The organism is Cutibacterium sp. LaCa_255 (assembly GCF_057458005.1).
Genome location: NZ_CP190956.1, coordinates 272105 through 287343 on the forward strand (window position 1 = coordinate 272105; position 15239 = coordinate 287343).

7 protein-coding genes, 1 tRNA gene, 1 other RNA gene and 4 pseudogenes are annotated in these 15239 nt (G+C 58.9%); 7 read left to right on the top strand and 6 right to left on the bottom strand.

What is annotated here, in order from left to right; all coding sequences use genetic code 11:
• Window positions 1–1031 precede the first annotated feature (1031 nt).
• The 5 genes and pseudogenes from ACP8ML_RS01115 to ACP8ML_RS01135 form a co-directional block, all read left to right on the top strand.
• Window positions 1032–1196: pseudogene (locus tag ACP8ML_RS01115) on the top strand (ABC transporter ATP-binding protein); the annotation flags it as partial.
• A 176-nt stretch (window positions 1197–1372) separates the two neighbouring features.
• A pseudogene (locus ACP8ML_RS01120) lies at window positions 1373–2218 on the top strand (serine/threonine-protein kinase); the annotation flags it as partial.
• A gap of 459 nt (window positions 2219–2677) precedes the next feature.
• Entirely contained in the window at window positions 2678–3418 is a 741-nt protein-coding gene (locus tag ACP8ML_RS01125; protein WP_249361155.1) for a hypothetical protein, read from the top strand.
• A gap of 134 nt (window positions 3419–3552) precedes the next feature.
• On the top strand, window positions 3553–4257 hold the full coding sequence (locus ACP8ML_RS01130; RefSeq protein WP_138774594.1) for a hypothetical protein: 705 nt from the start codon (window positions 3553–3555) through the stop codon (window positions 4255–4257).
• A 311-nt stretch (window positions 4258–4568) separates the two neighbouring features.
• A complete protein-coding gene (locus ACP8ML_RS01135; RefSeq protein WP_486703061.1) occupies window positions 4569–5162 on the top strand; it encodes an LppM family (lipo)protein in 594 nt (197 codons plus the stop codon).
• Here the strand turns inward: ACP8ML_RS01135 and ACP8ML_RS01140 are convergent.
• The 6 genes and pseudogenes from ACP8ML_RS01140 to ACP8ML_RS01165 all read right to left on the bottom strand — a co-directional run bounded on the left by ACP8ML_RS01140 (window position 5092) and on the right by ACP8ML_RS01165 (window position 14574).
• On the bottom strand, window positions 5092–6321 hold the full coding sequence (locus ACP8ML_RS01140) for an IS110 family RNA-guided transposase (protein WP_486702934.1): 1230 nt from the start codon (window positions 6319–6321) through the stop codon (window positions 5092–5094). The two genes, ACP8ML_RS01135 and ACP8ML_RS01140, sit on opposite strands and share 71 nt — an antisense overlap.
• A 1390-nt stretch (window positions 6322–7711) precedes the next feature.
• Window positions 7712–12075 (bottom strand): annotated as a pseudogene (locus ACP8ML_RS01145) (DUF6531 domain-containing protein); the annotation flags it as partial.
• Complete coding sequence (locus tag ACP8ML_RS01150; RefSeq protein WP_486702959.1) at window positions 12054–13034, bottom strand: IS481 family transposase; 981 nt, start codon at window positions 13032–13034, stop codon at window positions 12054–12056. The gene ACP8ML_RS01150 and the pseudogene ACP8ML_RS01145, both read right to left, overlap by 22 nt.
• Before the next feature lie 112 nt (window positions 13035–13146).
• Window positions 13147–13929: pseudogene (locus ACP8ML_RS01155) on the bottom strand (DUF6531 domain-containing protein); the annotation flags it as partial.
• A 138-nt stretch (window positions 13930–14067) separates the two neighbouring features.
• Window positions 14068–14152 (bottom strand) — tRNA-Ser (locus ACP8ML_RS01160).
• Window positions 14153–14208: 56 nt separating this feature from the next.
• Window positions 14209–14574: an RNA-binding S4 domain-containing protein gene (locus tag ACP8ML_RS01165; RefSeq protein ID WP_117189819.1), complete on the bottom strand. Its 366-nt coding sequence runs from the start codon at window positions 14572–14574 to the stop codon at window positions 14209–14211.
• A gap of 128 nt (window positions 14575–14702) precedes the next feature.
• Here ACP8ML_RS01165 and ffs point away from each other — a divergent pair.
• An RNA gene (gene ffs, locus ACP8ML_RS01170) (signal recognition particle sRNA small type) lies at window positions 14703–14799 on the top strand.
• A gap of 38 nt (window positions 14800–14837) precedes the next feature.
• Window positions 14838–15215, top strand: a complete 378-nt coding sequence (locus tag ACP8ML_RS01175; RefSeq protein ID WP_004810352.1) for a hypothetical protein — start codon at window positions 14838–14840, stop codon at window positions 15213–15215.
• Window positions 15216–15239: the final 24 nt, after the last annotated feature.

Below are 15239 nucleotides of genomic sequence, written 5' to 3' on the forward strand. Positions count from 1 at the left end.
AGCGAGTGGTCCCTGGTCCAGAGTCGACGGTCCTTGACGTTGCCCTATTTGATGACCCTGAACACCAGCGTCAGTACATCTCCGGGTGGAGGTTTGCCACCGAGAACCTTGTTCTAGCGGGTATGCCAGGGTCCGGCACGTCCAGTACGTTGACCTCATTGGCATTGAGGATTGCTGACACCTGTGCCCCCGGCGATGCCGACATCGTCATACTGGATGTCTTCACAGCATCGCTGGACAATTTGGAGAAGCTTGCCCACGTTCGTGGCTATGCCGGACCGGGCAGCACCAGTGAGAGCCGTCAGCTTCAGAAACGAGTGTTGCGCTACATCGCGACAGAATTGGAGCGGCGCAGTTCCCGTCCTCATGACACTTTCCCGCAACTATTCGTCCTCGTCGACGGATTTGCCACATTACGTGAAAGCTACAGCGATGTGGCCGACATGTCGTTACTTGAGAGTTTTTATCAGGTCTGGGCCAAAGGTCCGGCAGTGGGCATTCACTGCGTTGCGACGACGACGCGTCTTAAGGCGCTACCGCCAGCCATCAGTGACCTGACCGGCCAGAAATGGCTGTACCAACTAGCCGATAGTTCTGAGTATCACCCGACTGTGGACAAGGACAACCATCCAGCCAACCTGCCTGGACGGTTCGTCTCGACAACCCGGGCGCATCACGGTCATGTCGGGCTTCCTGACGACATCGACGCTGTCATAGCGGCGATCAACGAGTTTTGGGGAGCCGACGGGCTACCTCCCTTGGTGCAGGAGTTCCCGAAGCACGTGGAGCCCGAACAGGTGGTCAGCCACCTCGCCCTGGGTGACGAAAAATGGCAGATACCCGTCGGAATAAACGAGAGTGACCTCAATCCGTATGTTCTGGAAGCCTTCGCAGGAGAGCACGTGCTCATTAGCGGACCGGCTCGCAGCGGCAAGTCCACGATGCTTGCCGCAATCCACCAAATGTTGGCGAAGCAGTTCCCAGACACCAAAATTCTCGTAGGGGCCCCGCGTCGCTCACCATTGCACCAGATGCTGCCTGGCGTCATGCTCCCCGAGCAACTCGTGGATCTGGTGGCAACACAGAGCGCTAAACCCGAGCCGTGCATCATCATTGTCGATGATGCTCACCTGGTCGCTGACGAGAGCCAGACCTTGGCGCGAGTATTGGCCGTTCCAGACTCGTCTTTGCTGTTTATCGTGGCAGGTCGCAACAACGATCTGCCCACCCTGTACAGCCACTGGACCGGGCAGATTCGCAAGTCTCGGCTGGGAGTCCTCCTTGTGCCGGATCTTGATTATGACGGGGACCTGCTGGGTGTGCGCCTGCCGAGACATCCAGCAGCGACGATGAGTGAGGCACGTGGGTACGGATGCCAAAATGGTGCTGCCACTCTCATCCAGGGCGTCACGGTGAATACAGGGGGCCGCCGGTGAGAATTCTTCTACCCTTCGATTTCGGGTCACGATATCAGGCTATTCGCAAAATCGGCCAGGGTGCTTCTGGGTACGTATTTGAGGGAATCGATCGAGCTAAAGAGGACCGCGTTGCGATTAAGATTTTGCGTTCCGGCCTTGACGATGATGCGCAATTGGTCCAGCGGTTCGTCAACGAGTGTCATACCCTCACCGAACTCGAGCATCCGCGCATTGTTGCCGTGCGTGACCTCATCGTTGACCAGGGCATGCTCGGAATCGTCATGGAGCTGGCGAGCGGGCCCACTCTTGGTGAGCAGTTAGTGACGACCGGATCAATGGCACCCGGCGCTGCATTGGCGGTGACCCGTCAGGTGGTTGAGGCCTTGTCTTACGCCCATGGGCGTGGGGTCGTCCATCGTGACATCAAGCCGGACAACATCATTCTCACCAATCCCGACGGCATCCAGAACCCTGGGGTGAAGGTTGCAGATTTCGGAATCGCGAAGATCCTTGGCGAGTCATCGACGGCTACGCACCTGGTCGGAACAGCGCACTACCTGGCGCCTGAACTCATCAGTGACAATGTGGTGAGCCCGAGTGCCGATGTGTATGCCTTGGGCGTGACGCTTTACCAGATGGTGTCAGGTCAGTTGCCATTCGGCACGGGCGATGACAATCCGTACTCCGTTGCTGAGCGCCATGTGCACTCCACCCCGGCGGTGATTCCGGGGCTAGACGGCCAGGTGTGGGGCCTTGTCAGAGGGATGCTCGCCAAGAATCCGGTCGATCGCCTGTCAGACAATGACGTCGTCAACCTGGTGGATGACATCATTGTCGACGTTGAGGGGCAGCCGCCGCTAGCTGTGCCCGAGGGGACATTGGCTCCCCATACCATGACCATGCTTCGGCAAGCGACGTCACTGACGACTCCAGGGAGTGACGAGAAGTCGCTCGCCAAGCTCGACGATGGACAAGCCCCCATCGATCTGGAGCATCTGCGCACCCTTGGTATTTCTGCCTCGGCCACTGTGCTCAAGGCCGGTCCGGGGATAGATGGGGAGACGCTTGATGACCTGCCGGTAGAAGAGGCGACCGAGAAGTCGTGGTGGTCGAGCCGCACACACCGAATCATCATCTATGCCGCAGTAATTCTCGTCATCGCGGCAGTGGTCATCGTATGGATGATGGCTGGCAGCGGCTCGGGAAACGCCGACAAGCAGGGGACGAAAGTGGTTGACGGACTGAGCGCCTCGTTGCCGATGCAAACGTACCCGTCTGGGCTGAATGTTTCGCGAGCAGCGACAGTCAGCAAGGGGACTGTGAAGTACACTCTCACCTATCGCACGATCAAGAAGTCCGTGAGGGGAGATGTGCTCGAGGTGGTCAGCTCAGCCCATTCATGCCCCGATGCAACATGGGACGACACTGTCAAGGTTGCGTCACACAGCCCGGCCCTGACTTCCATCGACGCCAAATGTGGGTGGACAATCACGCTGGAGGCTCTTTCACAGGAAGAGCCGGTGACGGTCACAGCGAAATTTTCGGCAAAGGAAGCCGCGATCAGTAATCAGGAAAACCTGCAGACGTGGCTCCAAGATCAGCAGCAAGCTACCGACAAGGCGTTAAATGATGACGCTGACACCTCGACCTCGTACTCTTTGCAACGGCTGCAGACCATGAGGATCAAAATACCTTCGCGAGTCAAAGAAGGATCGGCGATACCAGTGACGATTCTAGGAACGTGGCCGGCGGGTGAAAATAAGATGACGCCGATCTACACGACGCCTTTCAAGTCAAATCCGACAAGCATCCTCAGCGATATTACTGGCGGTAAGTTGGAGAACCTTCGACTGACGGATCGTTGCTCAGGTGCCGTGTCCATCACCCCGGACGGTCATGACGTGACCGCTTTGCATCCGGCGTCGTGTAGTATCGGTGCAGAGATCGGCAACTATCAGGTTCAGGACAGCCCTATTACTGTTGTTGCCGGCGGATCGTGAGTTAGTGTGCTCAAGCACGACGATTTGGGCTATTGCGCGACGTTTTCGTGAGCATTCTCGGTGATCTTCATTTAAAGGACATCATCGAGTATAGGGATTCAGGACCCGATTAACGGCATCAAGGATGTTATTCGATGGAGAGGAAGACAATGGAAGTTCAACCACGTGTGTATGGTCAGGATTCGTTGCCTTTTCCAGTGATTGATGTTCCACGAGAACAACGGCTTATGCGTGCATTGCGAAAGATGAGCTCAGATCCTTATGATTCACGGACTTTCTCACAGGCTAAGATTATGGTGCCTGCTGGCATCATCCTCGCGGTTGCCTTCACCACAGGTTTCGTGAGAGCCGTGACGCGATTCTCACGTGGTGAGAACGGAGATATTTCGGAAGTGCTACTCACATTGTTGGTGGCCATATTCGGATACATCTTCCTCGCTAACGGGCTGTGGCGCAGGTTCGGTGTGGATCGCGATAAAGTGTGGACTCGATTTGGCACGGTGTTCTACCGCGAGGTTCGTTTTGATGAAGTGACGCGCTTTGATATTGGTACACAGCGCTACAAGCTATGGGATGGGAAAACGACGGTCAATATCGATTACAATCGTTTTGACTATTCACTGGCATATTTTCGGATTATTGAAGAACTGCATCACCGTCGTTTCGAGCTACCCGGAACTGCTATCACTGATCCCGACTGGGAAGATGAGGCTCAAGCATGGCGTAATACGGTTGGCGGGCGCTTGTACGCAGAACACAAGAAGTTCTTTGACACTCATCCTGATGCGCTCTCTCATCTCAACGCCATGATTCAACCGCCGGATTGCTACGATGACTAACTCGATATCCAGTGGAGAGATGGGTGACGTGTACTTCTCATGCCATTCCTGGCCTTCGCATGCTTTTTCATGCCAAGGTGTACTGCATCGTGTGCATGGGCCACGCGGACAGGGGCTGATCGGAACGCTTGGGTCGCTCGTTGATGTGGAGTGGCTACAGGCCAGACGGAGTCGTATACGCGGTCATGTACGCCTCGGGCTCGAGGCGATGCGCTCTGAAGCTGACTGTCTTGTGTGATTAACTGTGGAACATGCTCAATCGTCCGCGCCGCGTGTGGTGCTCTCTGGTGAGCCTCCTCGCCCCTCTCCTGATGGGAGCCGGAAGATTCAATTACGGCATGGAGATTCAGAACGAGAACGATGTACGCTCAACGTTCGTCTACGGCATCTCCAAGGCGGACATAGCGAAGGCGGGCAACAAGCCTTCGGATTTCGCTGATTGCGAGGAACTCTTCGAGGTGTCTGCGTCCGATAAAGCACGTGGTCAAAAACCCAAGTTCGTCGAGGACAAGAACTACGTTAACTGCGAATATTCAGTCGACACGACTGCGGAGGCCGCGCGAGGCGTCGGGCTGGGGCTGGATTTCGATGCAGACAGAGTGTCGCTGTCAATCGGTTCGAAGTTTTTCAACTATGTTGAACTCGATAAATTCCCGGTGGCGGACTTTAAAGTTTCAGTGACATTTCCTGGAAAGGTGCTCAGCCACTCAGGCTCAAGTACTGTTGACGGCAATACTGTCACGTGGACTGATGTCAAGGACTCGAAATCGGGAATGAAGGCGGTGAGTGAGCGACCTACCGGTGCTGCGTCGGGGGGTGTCCCTATGTTCCCCGTCAAGCGGCGAGGGGCAGGGGTGATGGCTCTCGCGTTGGGGTGGGGGCCCGGTAGGGCTCCCGGTTCTTGAGCATGGCGAACAGGACATCACAGCGTCGGCGTGACAAGCAGATGAGGGCGGGGTTGTGCTTCTTCTTGCCCTGGGCTCGTTTGCGGTCGTAGTAGGCCTTGGAGGTGGGGTCTGAGCGCAGTGCGGCGAAGGCGGACAGGAACAGGGCTCGTTTGAGGTGTTTGTTGCCAGAGCGGGCGGGAAACTCGCCGCGGATGCTGGTTCCGGATCGTCGGGTGACTGGGGCGAGTCCGGCGTAGGCGGCGAGGTGTCCGGCGGTGGGGAATTGGGAGGCGTCGCCGACGTCGAGCAGGATCCGTGCTGCGGTCCTGACCCCGACGCCTGGCATCGAGGTCAGGACCTCGGCAAGAGGGTGAGCATCAACAACCTGTTCGATCTGCGCCGCGAGTGCGTGTCGCTGGTCCAGCGTCTGGCGCAGCGATGCAGCGAGTTGGGGCAGGACCTGCTCGGCTGCGGCGGTTCCGGCAACGATGACGGTCTGCTCGGCCAGGGCGGTGGTGATGGCATCGGCGAACTCTTGGGCGCCGCGCGGGTAGGCCTTGCTGATGACCCGCAGCAGCTTGGACTTCGACGCAGCGGCCATGGCCTGGGGCCCGCCGAGCTGCTCGATCACCGCGAGGCCTTGCTTGGTGGTCAACCGGGGTCCGACAACGCGTTCCAGGGCCGGGTGGATCTGGGTGAGCAATCCTCGGATGCGGTTCGACAGCCGGGTCGCTTCGGCGGCGAGGTCCTCGTCGAACCCGACCAACACCTTCAGCTCCGCGAGGGTTTCCTCGCCGGCGTCGACCCGGCGCAGGGTGTGGGGCATGGTCCTCGCGGTGTCGGCGATGACGAACGCGTCGCGGGCGTCGGTCTTGGCGTTGCCCGGGTAGAGGTCTGCTGCGCGGCGCATGGCCAGCCCGGGCAGGTAGGCGACCTGGATTCCCATGGACCGGGCGACCGCGATGGGTAGTGCTCCGATTGTGTTCGGCTGGTCAACGATCACCAGGACCCGGCCATGGGTCTGGAGCTTGTCGAAGAGTTCCTCGAGGCGCTTCTGGTCCTGGGGCAGGGGCTTGTCGAAGACCTTCCGGCCAGCAGCATCCAATGCGCAGGCGTGGTGGCCGGTCTTGCCAACGTCCAGCCCGCACCAGATGTCGAAGCCGCTGTCCTGATTCATGACAACCGCCATCCTTCCATCCCGAGATGAACGGTCGCCCGGGTGGTGATGCATCAGCTGCCGGCACCCACGTTACGAAGAGACCTTTGAAGCAGGCCGTGTCCCTATCAGCGGTCGGCTGGCGCCACCAAGCCCGGTGACAACACCCCCCGGATCATTCATGAGACAGGGGCAGCAAGTCATGCCGGGCCCGGCGACCGTGACCCCTCCTTACGGGGTCACCAGCAAGGTAACGGGGGATCCTCCTACCGGAGAACCGTCGGGGCTATACCGTCGTAGGGGCGCTCATCGGCCTGATCGGGGGTGTTGCTTCCCACCTGGGTCATAAGAGACGTACCAAGAAGATGCGCGCAAAGTCTGCAGGGGCACCCGCGACCGTGCAGTACCCGGCATATGGGCAACCGCAGCATCAAGGGCAGCAAGCGCAAATCTGGGACAGGCAGCAAGGGAATCCGGTGAATTCTGAACGTGTTCAGCCTTTTTTGCAGGATGGCCGCCATGCTGATGATCCGTGGGGCAGAGGTTCTACGAATGCTTCCGGGCCTGACAAGGATTCAGATCCAAGGTAGAAAAGCGCAAAAGGCCCTACTCGCAGGTGATCTGAAGTAGATAGTTGTGAAACCATTGTCTCTGGTCGAGCTTTCCGATGCCGGTTTCGGGTTGCCGGAGTCGATCGCTTCGTCGTTCTCCCGACTTACCAGACGATAGAGCGCCTGATAAGTCGGGAATGCCAGCGTTTCAGGCGTCTTGGGGTGAAAGCGAGATATAGCGTGAGGGAGGCGTTAAAGGTCTCGATGTACATGTGCCCGTCAGGGAACAGTGGTGAGACCATCGACCTCCGATATTATATATTTTGAGCGATGCTGTGAACCGGTATGTACTTTTGCCTGTCTGTAGATGATGATTTCAAATGAACTATAACCACTTGTTCGGAACAATGCGGTGCCCTACTGATAATCCGGTCTATCAAGATATTCATGTCGGAATGTATCTTCGCCATCTTTCCTAGGGTCAACTCCCCCAATTTCCGACGAATCGATTCGCATAAATGGCGGTTTTATATCACAGGGTAATAGTAGTTCATCATCGTACTGTTGGTGTTAGATGCAAGATCTAGGATGTCAGGATGCCTGTCACAGCATACAATCATCCATTACCGTCTCTGCTGGCTGTACTCCTTCAGGGCGTTGGTGAGACAGTACAAATTCGACACTGCGGGTACTGCTGAATATCTAAGTGAATTTCTGGTTTTTGGTCAGAGGAAAATCCGAATCCCAAAATTCAGGAGGACTGGGTGGGTGAAGCATATTCGTCGAATTGATATCGTGACTCCTTGCAACTTGGGTACATATTTGTGCTGAACTGCTACAGAATACCTTCTTGTGTGGCTTTAAGGCTTGGCGAGTGTTGAGTCTGGGAGGGCATCGTATACTTTTTCTCCCATCGTAGCGGTGATGCCTCCGAAGGCGGCGCCGCTGAGTGTTTCTCCGCCTACGTGTTCGAGATAGCTTTCGGCGTTGTGGGGCCCTGGTGATGTTTGCCAGTGATAGTTCCCCATGGCGAATCCTTGAGTTGCGCCTATCTTTATGCCGCGAGCGAATAGGGATTGGGCCCCGGGGCCTGCGATTTCGCCGAATTCAGAGCCTCCTATAGGCGCCAACGCATCGGATAAGATGACCTGTCCGTAGTCGACGTGACCGTTGACGATTTGCTGGTACACCATGTCGGTTCCGGCGCCGAGTAGCATCGCCCCGGGTAATTCGGCGCCAAAACACATCAGGACTCCTCCGATGGCGGCCAGGCCAACTCCCTTGAGGGTCTCCCCGGAAAACACGTTGTGGATATGGCGGTCCCACAAGTTCCGAGTGTCGATGGTGCCCGCGAATTGGCGCATCTGGGCATCGGTGACGGGTCTGAGACCTAACGGATCAGCTAGTACAAGGGGGTTGGTGGCGGCGTATCCGTAACCGCTGGCTTCCCACAGGGATCCTGGCGGTGCCGTAAGCGGGTCACTGGTCAAGAAAGCCGCCGTGGCGGAATCGTAAACACGCGCTCCCATCCATGCTAAACCAGCTACACCAAGATGGCCTCCCTCCGTGCTGACATCCGACGTCAGGTGCTCGTGGACCAACGTATACGGGTCGAGGGGGTCAGTTGCCGGTTGACGCCACTGCCTAGCCTGATCAGTGTCTGCACTCAGTGGGGTCAGAACACTGCCGTCGGGAAGCGGCAGCGCAGGTATGTCGCCAACCTGTACCAATCCCGGCTCGTTGACTGCCAGATCCCAGATAATGGGGGTTCGTCCGGCAGGACCTGACATCTCGGCCAGGCATCCGAAAGCGTCAACATGGGTGATGAATTCCTGGGATCGTTCAGCCGTGACGACCCGCACCTCTGCAAGCCAGCCTCGCGAATCCCACCTAAACTCTTGGCACTGACCCTCCGAGGACTCAGCCGCGACGCGTCGCCCGCACCTGTCATAGCGGTAGTGCGTCTCAACTGTGTTGCCACGGTTGTCGAGCCGCATCACCCTGCTGACGGGCTCGCCGGCCACATCGTAGCCAAGGTGACAGATCTGAGTACGCATGGGATCTCTCATGGTCATCTCGACGAGTCGTCCTGCAGAGTCATAGTCCCATCGGCAGCTCGATCCGTCAGTACCGACGGCGGATGTGAGCGAGCCCGCGCCATCATACCCGTAGCAGACACTACCGTCTGGAGTAGTCACCTCGAAAACCCGACCCAACTCATCACGACTGATAGTCGTGGAACCGTGGGAGGTGGTGTGGTGGGTAACCCAGCCGTCAGCGTACCCCCACTGCTGTTGGCCGAGAGGGCTGCCCAGCTTCGTGAGGCGGCCGGGCCCGTCCCACTCCAAGCTCACCTCACCCAATTGGGAATGACGAATCGACTCCAGCTCTCCGGTGCTGGTGTACGCGTAATCGATGGAGTCACCGGCCAACGTGAGATGACGCGTACGACGTCCCTCGGCGTTGTAGCACCATTGCTCGGATGAGGAGGCTGCCCTCTCATCCACGGTGAATTCGTCGTCTGATATGGGGAAGATGCTATGGGTCACGAGCAGTCCACGTGGGTCGTACCCAAACAGGTGGCGCCACGGTGAAGCTGGATTAGTGTAGTCATCAATGGTGATCGTACGGGTCGCCGGAGTGACGAGGATACGACTGATTAGTTGGTCATCAATGTATTCTTCGACGCCCTTAGGGCCGAGACGTCGACTGGCAATCGTGCCATCTGGGCGGTTGATCGTGACTAGGTCCCCGGTCTTGTCCCAGGTATATTCGGTGACTCCCCCCGCGGATCGGTGCGGGTTACGAGTCGGCCACACCGGTCGTAGTCGTACCGCGATACGCCCCCAGCCGGGTTAGTCGCTGTCACGAGCTGACCAGCAAGGTCGTAACTGAAGTGACGCGCTCCGTGCACCAGATCGCAACTGAACACGAGTCGGCCGCATGAGTCGTATCGGTATTGGCTCACCCCGGCGCCGGGAACATGACTGAGCACAACACGGCCCATGGCGTCGTACTCGTAACGCGCGATCTCACCAGTTGGATCGGTCACCGTCGTCACCTGGAAATCCGGGGTGTAGGAATAACTCGTCACGCCCCCTGCAGGATCGGTGACGGTAATCATCCGTCCACACGCGTCATAGCGGTAGCTCGTGTGCAGCCCTGTGGGGCTGATGAGGGTAACAATACGGCCTGCCAGATCGCGCTCCACATAGGTAACCGCGCCAGACTCGTTCTGGAACTCAACTGGGCGGCCACACAAATCACGTGTGACGATCTGCTGGGCACCAGTGGCATCGGTCACGGCAGTGGGGAGGCCATAGGGGTCGGTATCTATGCGGTGGAGCTGGTGCCCGTGGCCGTCCGAGATGATGCTGGTCGTGAGGCCATCGGTAAAGACGCTAGCAAAACCGGCTGGATCGTTGACGCCAGAAAGGTTGCCGTCAACGTCATAGGCATAAGTCCACCGAGCCTCGTCCGGGGCCACTATCTGTATCAACCGCGACAGCGCGTCGTGGGCGAAGCCCCAAACGTTGCCGTCGGGAAGCTGCATGCCCGCCACGTTGCCCAAATGATCGTAGGAGTGTTTAATGACGTGACCAAGGGGATCAATGACCCTGGCGATCTGGCCGTCCGGGCGATACTCCCACTTTGTGCTCCCGCCATCGGGAGCAACTAACTCGATCAGGCGACCGGCCGCATCACGACGATGTGCCCATATCGCACCATCCGGTGTAATTACGCTAAGCAGGTGACCAGCATCGTCGTAGCCAAACCGCGTCGTCACGCCACCCGGTGAGATCGTCTTGACGATACGTCCCGCGTCGTCGCGGATGAGATGACAAGCTTTCCCATCGGCATTCTCTAGAGACACTAGATCCCCATGATGGTCATAGGAAAACCTCAGGCTTACACCGACAGGATTCATGGCATGCAGGAGCAACCCGTTGTTCCACTCCAAGCAGGTGACGCCACCGCACGGATCCGTGACACGCACCGGATCACGGTCAGCAGCCTCGTAGTCGAGCGTAGTCCGGGCGCCATTTGCCAAGGTTGTGCTCACAAGCCGGTCCGCATCGTCCCAAGAACAGTCGACCGTGCCTCCAGTGGGAAGGTCCGTGTGCGTCAGTCTCCCTCGCTGGTCATAACGGTGTGAGGTAACGTTTCCAGCTCGATCGACGCAACGCACCATGTTGCCGAAAGAATCGTAGGCCATCGAAACGTGGCCACCATGGGCGTCGACCACACCTGTGGTGCGACCGTAAGCGTCACAGATCCATGTGTTTGCATTGGCGCCATCCGCATCGCTGGCGGCAGTGACGCCCCCAGGTAAATACCTGAAATAGACGGTACGACCATTCGCGGTTTGTTGGGACGAGATTCGGCCGCGGTCGTCATAGTTGTTGATGCATTCCGTGGTGTCAGATGCGTCTGCCACAGTCGTGATTAGTGCGTTATCCCACTCGTAACGTCGTGAACCACCGGGGCCATTCACCTCAACGAGTCGACCTTGGTCGTCGTAGGAGTACTGGACGCAACGACCATCACTGGAAGTAACCGATGCCACTTCAGTGCCGTCATACGACACCGTGATTTTGCGACCCCATGACGTTTCTATCGCAGTCACGAGGTCGTCTTTTCGCGTGGCATGCACGATGCTTCTTTGCGAGGATCCGCTGCTCACCCATGCGCCGCTCTCAGTGAAGACCCATCGGCTTCCGTGGTTGTCTGAAATTATCCACACCCAGTGCGATGCTTTCGGGGCGCGAAGGGACTTGGGAAGCTGTGACACGGGAACGCGACCGAGCCACAGATTATTGCCCTGCGCTCGCCATTGTTCGACGGGCCTTGTGTCGTCCTCCGCCAGGCCGGACTCTTGGTCAGTCGTTGGCGGGACAGTCATCTGTGCGGTCTGTAGGGGGAATACGATGTGCCTGCCATCCTCACGCACCCACTCGACGCACCCCGACTTCACGAGTAGGCACTGGTCAAGGACGCTGGCCCATCCCGGGCCAAAGACCCCGCCCTGTCCCCGAACGGCCTGGACAGAGTTGTACATCCTGCTGAGAGCAAGGGGCGCTGACGCTGCCGTGAAGGCCAGATCGGTTTCGGGCTCGATGAAATTACCGGTCGCCGAGTTGACGGGGTCCTCGAGGTATCCAGTTCGCAGATCGATACCCGATAGCCCCGGGGACGTGAGGTCTAGGTGTAATCGCCGGACAGGTTAGGTACGCGGTCGGCGGGTGATGTGCCTTTGAGCGCGGTGTGTCCGCGGTGGTGATTGTAGTGGTGCAGCCAGCCGGGGAGTTCGGCCAGGCGGTCGGTCTCGCTGGCGTAGGGCCGTGCGTAGGCCCACTCGGCGACCAGGGTCCTGGTGAACCGCTCGACCTTGCCGTTGGTCTTGGGCGTGTAGGGCCGGGTGTACTTGTGCATGATGTGGGTGTCTTTGAGTGCCCTGTTGAAGGCTTTGGACCGGTAGCAGGAGCCGTTGTCGGTCAGGACCCGCTTGACGGTGATGCCCTGGCTGGCGAACCAGGCCTGGGCCCTGGTCCACAACCCGGCGGCGGTGTCCTTGCGCTCATCGCTGAAGACCTCGACGTAGGCCAGGCAGGAGTAGTCGTCGACGGCGTTGTAGATGTAGTGATACCCACCCCCGCTGGCGGATCGGCCACGGTTGCGTACTCCTTGGGCGCATCCGACCATGCGGTGGCCGCCGCCGTCGGGGATCCGGCCCAGCTTCTTGATGTCGGAACCGGGGGTGTCGTGTTCGTAGCAGACGGGTGTGGGCCGGGCGCGTAGCCGGGCGCCGGTGGCCTTGTCGATCCAGGTCAGGGGTGGGCATCCGTAGCGTTGCAGGATCTTGCCGACAGTCGAGACGCCGAGGTGCTGGTGGCGTAGGTGGTAGGCGATGCGTGCTGGGCCCCACTGGTGGGTGATGCGCAATCCCACCACCCGTCGTTGCGTGCGACGGCAGACCCGTCGGGGCTGGTGGTGGGGTCGGCTGGAGTGATCACGCATTCCGGCCGGCCCGTGGGCGCGGTAGCGCTGTGCCCAGCGTTGGGCCGTGGTGACGCTGACGTTGAAGCGTTCGGCGGCCCGACGCAGGGGCCAGCCATCCTCGACGATGCAGCAGGCCAGGCGCAAACGTCCGGTTTCGGACAACGGGGCATTACGATGGGTCATGAGGGCCTCTTGAGAGTCGTGCTTTGTGTGGTAGCAACACACTCCACCCAGAGGCCCTCGCCCGTGTCCAGCCACAGCTGTCTCTGACCAGCCCGATGTACCTAACCTGTGTGGTGGTTACACCTAGGTCGGTTCGCCACAAGGGGGTTCCAGCAGCGCGCAAGGCGGTGCGTAAGGCAGTGTTGGGCAAGGCGATGACCCCAGAACCAGCGGCTTGGAAGGCTTTGGCCACTGCGTACAACCACTCGACGTCTCCATCATTGAGGCTTCGCCACCTGTCCAGCTGGGCGAACAGATCCCCGACTTCTACGATGCCGTACTTACATTGGGCGGTGAAGTCGTCGAACCACCCTGCTAGGACTGATCCTGCCGGTACCTGGACTGCAGCCTCTCCCAACACCTGTGCGGCGCTGGTGAGATCATTGGGGTCTGCTGAAGATACTCCACCCGATGAACCTCGCATTGACCGGTTCTGCTGACGATCTCCTGCCACGGGCGGTTGGAGTAACTGAAGTGACGGAGGTTCGGCAGGTGTGAGATCAGGCGGGACATCGACGCCTGTGAAGAAATCGCGCACGTGATCGCCAAAATCGTCATGTTGCGAGGCGAAGTCACGAGCTTGTTCGGCAAGATAGTCCACCATGTCAGCGGCGGTACTCAATGCTTCGGACAGCGCCATGGCGTCCGCCGAGCACACCTGAATATTCAGCGCAAATACGGTGGCGAAGAATCCCCTGAACTCTCGAGAGGCGATGGACTCAGCAAGCGACGTCCGTGCGTCAAAGATGTTTATACGCTGTGAGGTCCAGCGTAGCTGGCTGGAGAATCCCTCGGCTGTTGAGAAATTGAATTCAACGGGGTTTTGATAGTCGCCGAAAATACTGAAATCGACCACGGCACGATCCTTGCTGACCTGGTGAGCGCTTAGGCTGATAGCAAAAAATTACAACCAGCCAGATCAACGGCTCACATGCGCTAACGTCATCAAAAACATGAACCCGCCTCTCACGCAATCCGAGAGGCGGGCTGACCGCGGAGGATACGAGATTCGAACTCGTGAGGGCGTGAACCCAACCCGCTTTCCAAGCGAGCGCCATAGGCCTCTAGGCGAATCCTCCGCGGAGTAACATACATGGACTTCGCGCGCGGCGCCAATCCGGGGAGCGGGGTGGCCCTAGTAGTGAGAGTCACGGCCTTGAAGCCGATCAATCTGGCGCCGGTCCTTCTTGGTGGGTCGTCCAGCCCCACGGTCACGACGAGCAGGGGGAGCAGATAGGTAGGTCGGTCGAGGAGCTGACAGGTCCTCGTAGGCCTCGACTGCGAGCTTGGCGCTGACCCGCTTGGCGATGGGATTGATGACCTTGAGAACCCGGTCCCAACCGGGGGTGTGGATGGTGACGGTATCGCCGGGTTTCACGTCGTGGGAGGGCTTGACAGGATCCCCATTGAGGCGAATGTGGCCACCCTTGACGGCCCCAGTGGCCAATGATCGGGACTTGTAGGCGCGCACCGACCACAGCCACACATCGATCCTCGTCATCATGCCTCCCTGTGCCGTGGAAAACGTGTCAGCAATGCTAGGGCGAGCCACGTGTCGTTGCAGGCAATGGCGATTCGTGCAGCAATGCCATGGCTTGTTCCCCAGATGAGGCGTCGGGTAGAGTGAAACTCGGTTCCCCGCGCGGCGGCACCTGACTGAACTCCCCCAGGACCGAGAGGTAGCAAGGGTAGGTTGGCTCTACCGGGTGCGCGGGGAGCCCTTTTCATGTCCGCGGCAGCCGCGCCCCCGTCAGGCATTCGTCAATGCCCGGAAGGAGGGTCGTCATGAACGATCAGCAACGCATCATCACAACCGACCGAGCCGGCTCCATTTGGGCAGGCATCACCTGGTGCTCGCTACTGCTGTTCATCGTTGCGGGCATCGTGGGGATGATGGCCCAGACGATGCTGCCAGCCAATCTCGGTTACCCCCAACTCCACGACAGCGGGGTCCCGGCATGGCTGACCTGGACGGTTATCGGGCTGGACATCGTCGCCTTCTTCATCCCTCCGCTGGTGACGACCTCGTGCGGCCGCAAGGCCAAGCGGTTGGGGCATCCGGTGCGCTCTGCGGTGCAGATCGCGTGGACCACCTTCGCCGTCGTCACGGTCATCAGCCTTCTGCTGGTCTTCTTCGGCTGAGGCTGTTCCACGCAGAGCTCGTCG

What these genes read in the sequence shown, in the direction of transcription:
- ACP8ML_RS01150 (WP_486702959.1), bottom strand. Translation starts at nt 13,034, where the DNA reads ATGACCCATCGTAATGCCCCGTTGTCCGAAACCGGACGTTTGCGCCTG.
- ACP8ML_RS01140 (WP_486702934.1), bottom strand. Translation starts at nt 6,321, where the DNA reads ATGAATCAGGACAGCGGCTTCGACATCTGGTGCGGGCTGGACGTTGGC.
- ACP8ML_RS01130 (WP_138774594.1), top strand. Translation starts at nt 3,553, where the DNA reads ATGGAGAGGAAGACAATGGAAGTTCAACCACGTGTGTATGGTCAGGAT.
- ACP8ML_RS01125 (WP_249361155.1), top strand. Translation starts at nt 2,678, where the DNA reads ATGCAAACGTACCCGTCTGGGCTGAATGTTTCGCGAGCAGCGACAGTC.
- ACP8ML_RS01175 (WP_004810352.1), top strand. Translation starts at nt 14,838, where the DNA reads ATGCCCGGAAGGAGGGTCGTCATGAACGATCAGCAACGCATCATCACA.
- ACP8ML_RS01135 (WP_486703061.1), top strand. Translation starts at nt 4,569, where the DNA reads ATGGGAGCCGGAAGATTCAATTACGGCATGGAGATTCAGAACGAGAAC.
- ACP8ML_RS01165 (WP_117189819.1), bottom strand. Translation starts at nt 14,574, where the DNA reads ATGACGAGGATCGATGTGTGGCTGTGGTCGGTGCGCGCCTACAAGTCC.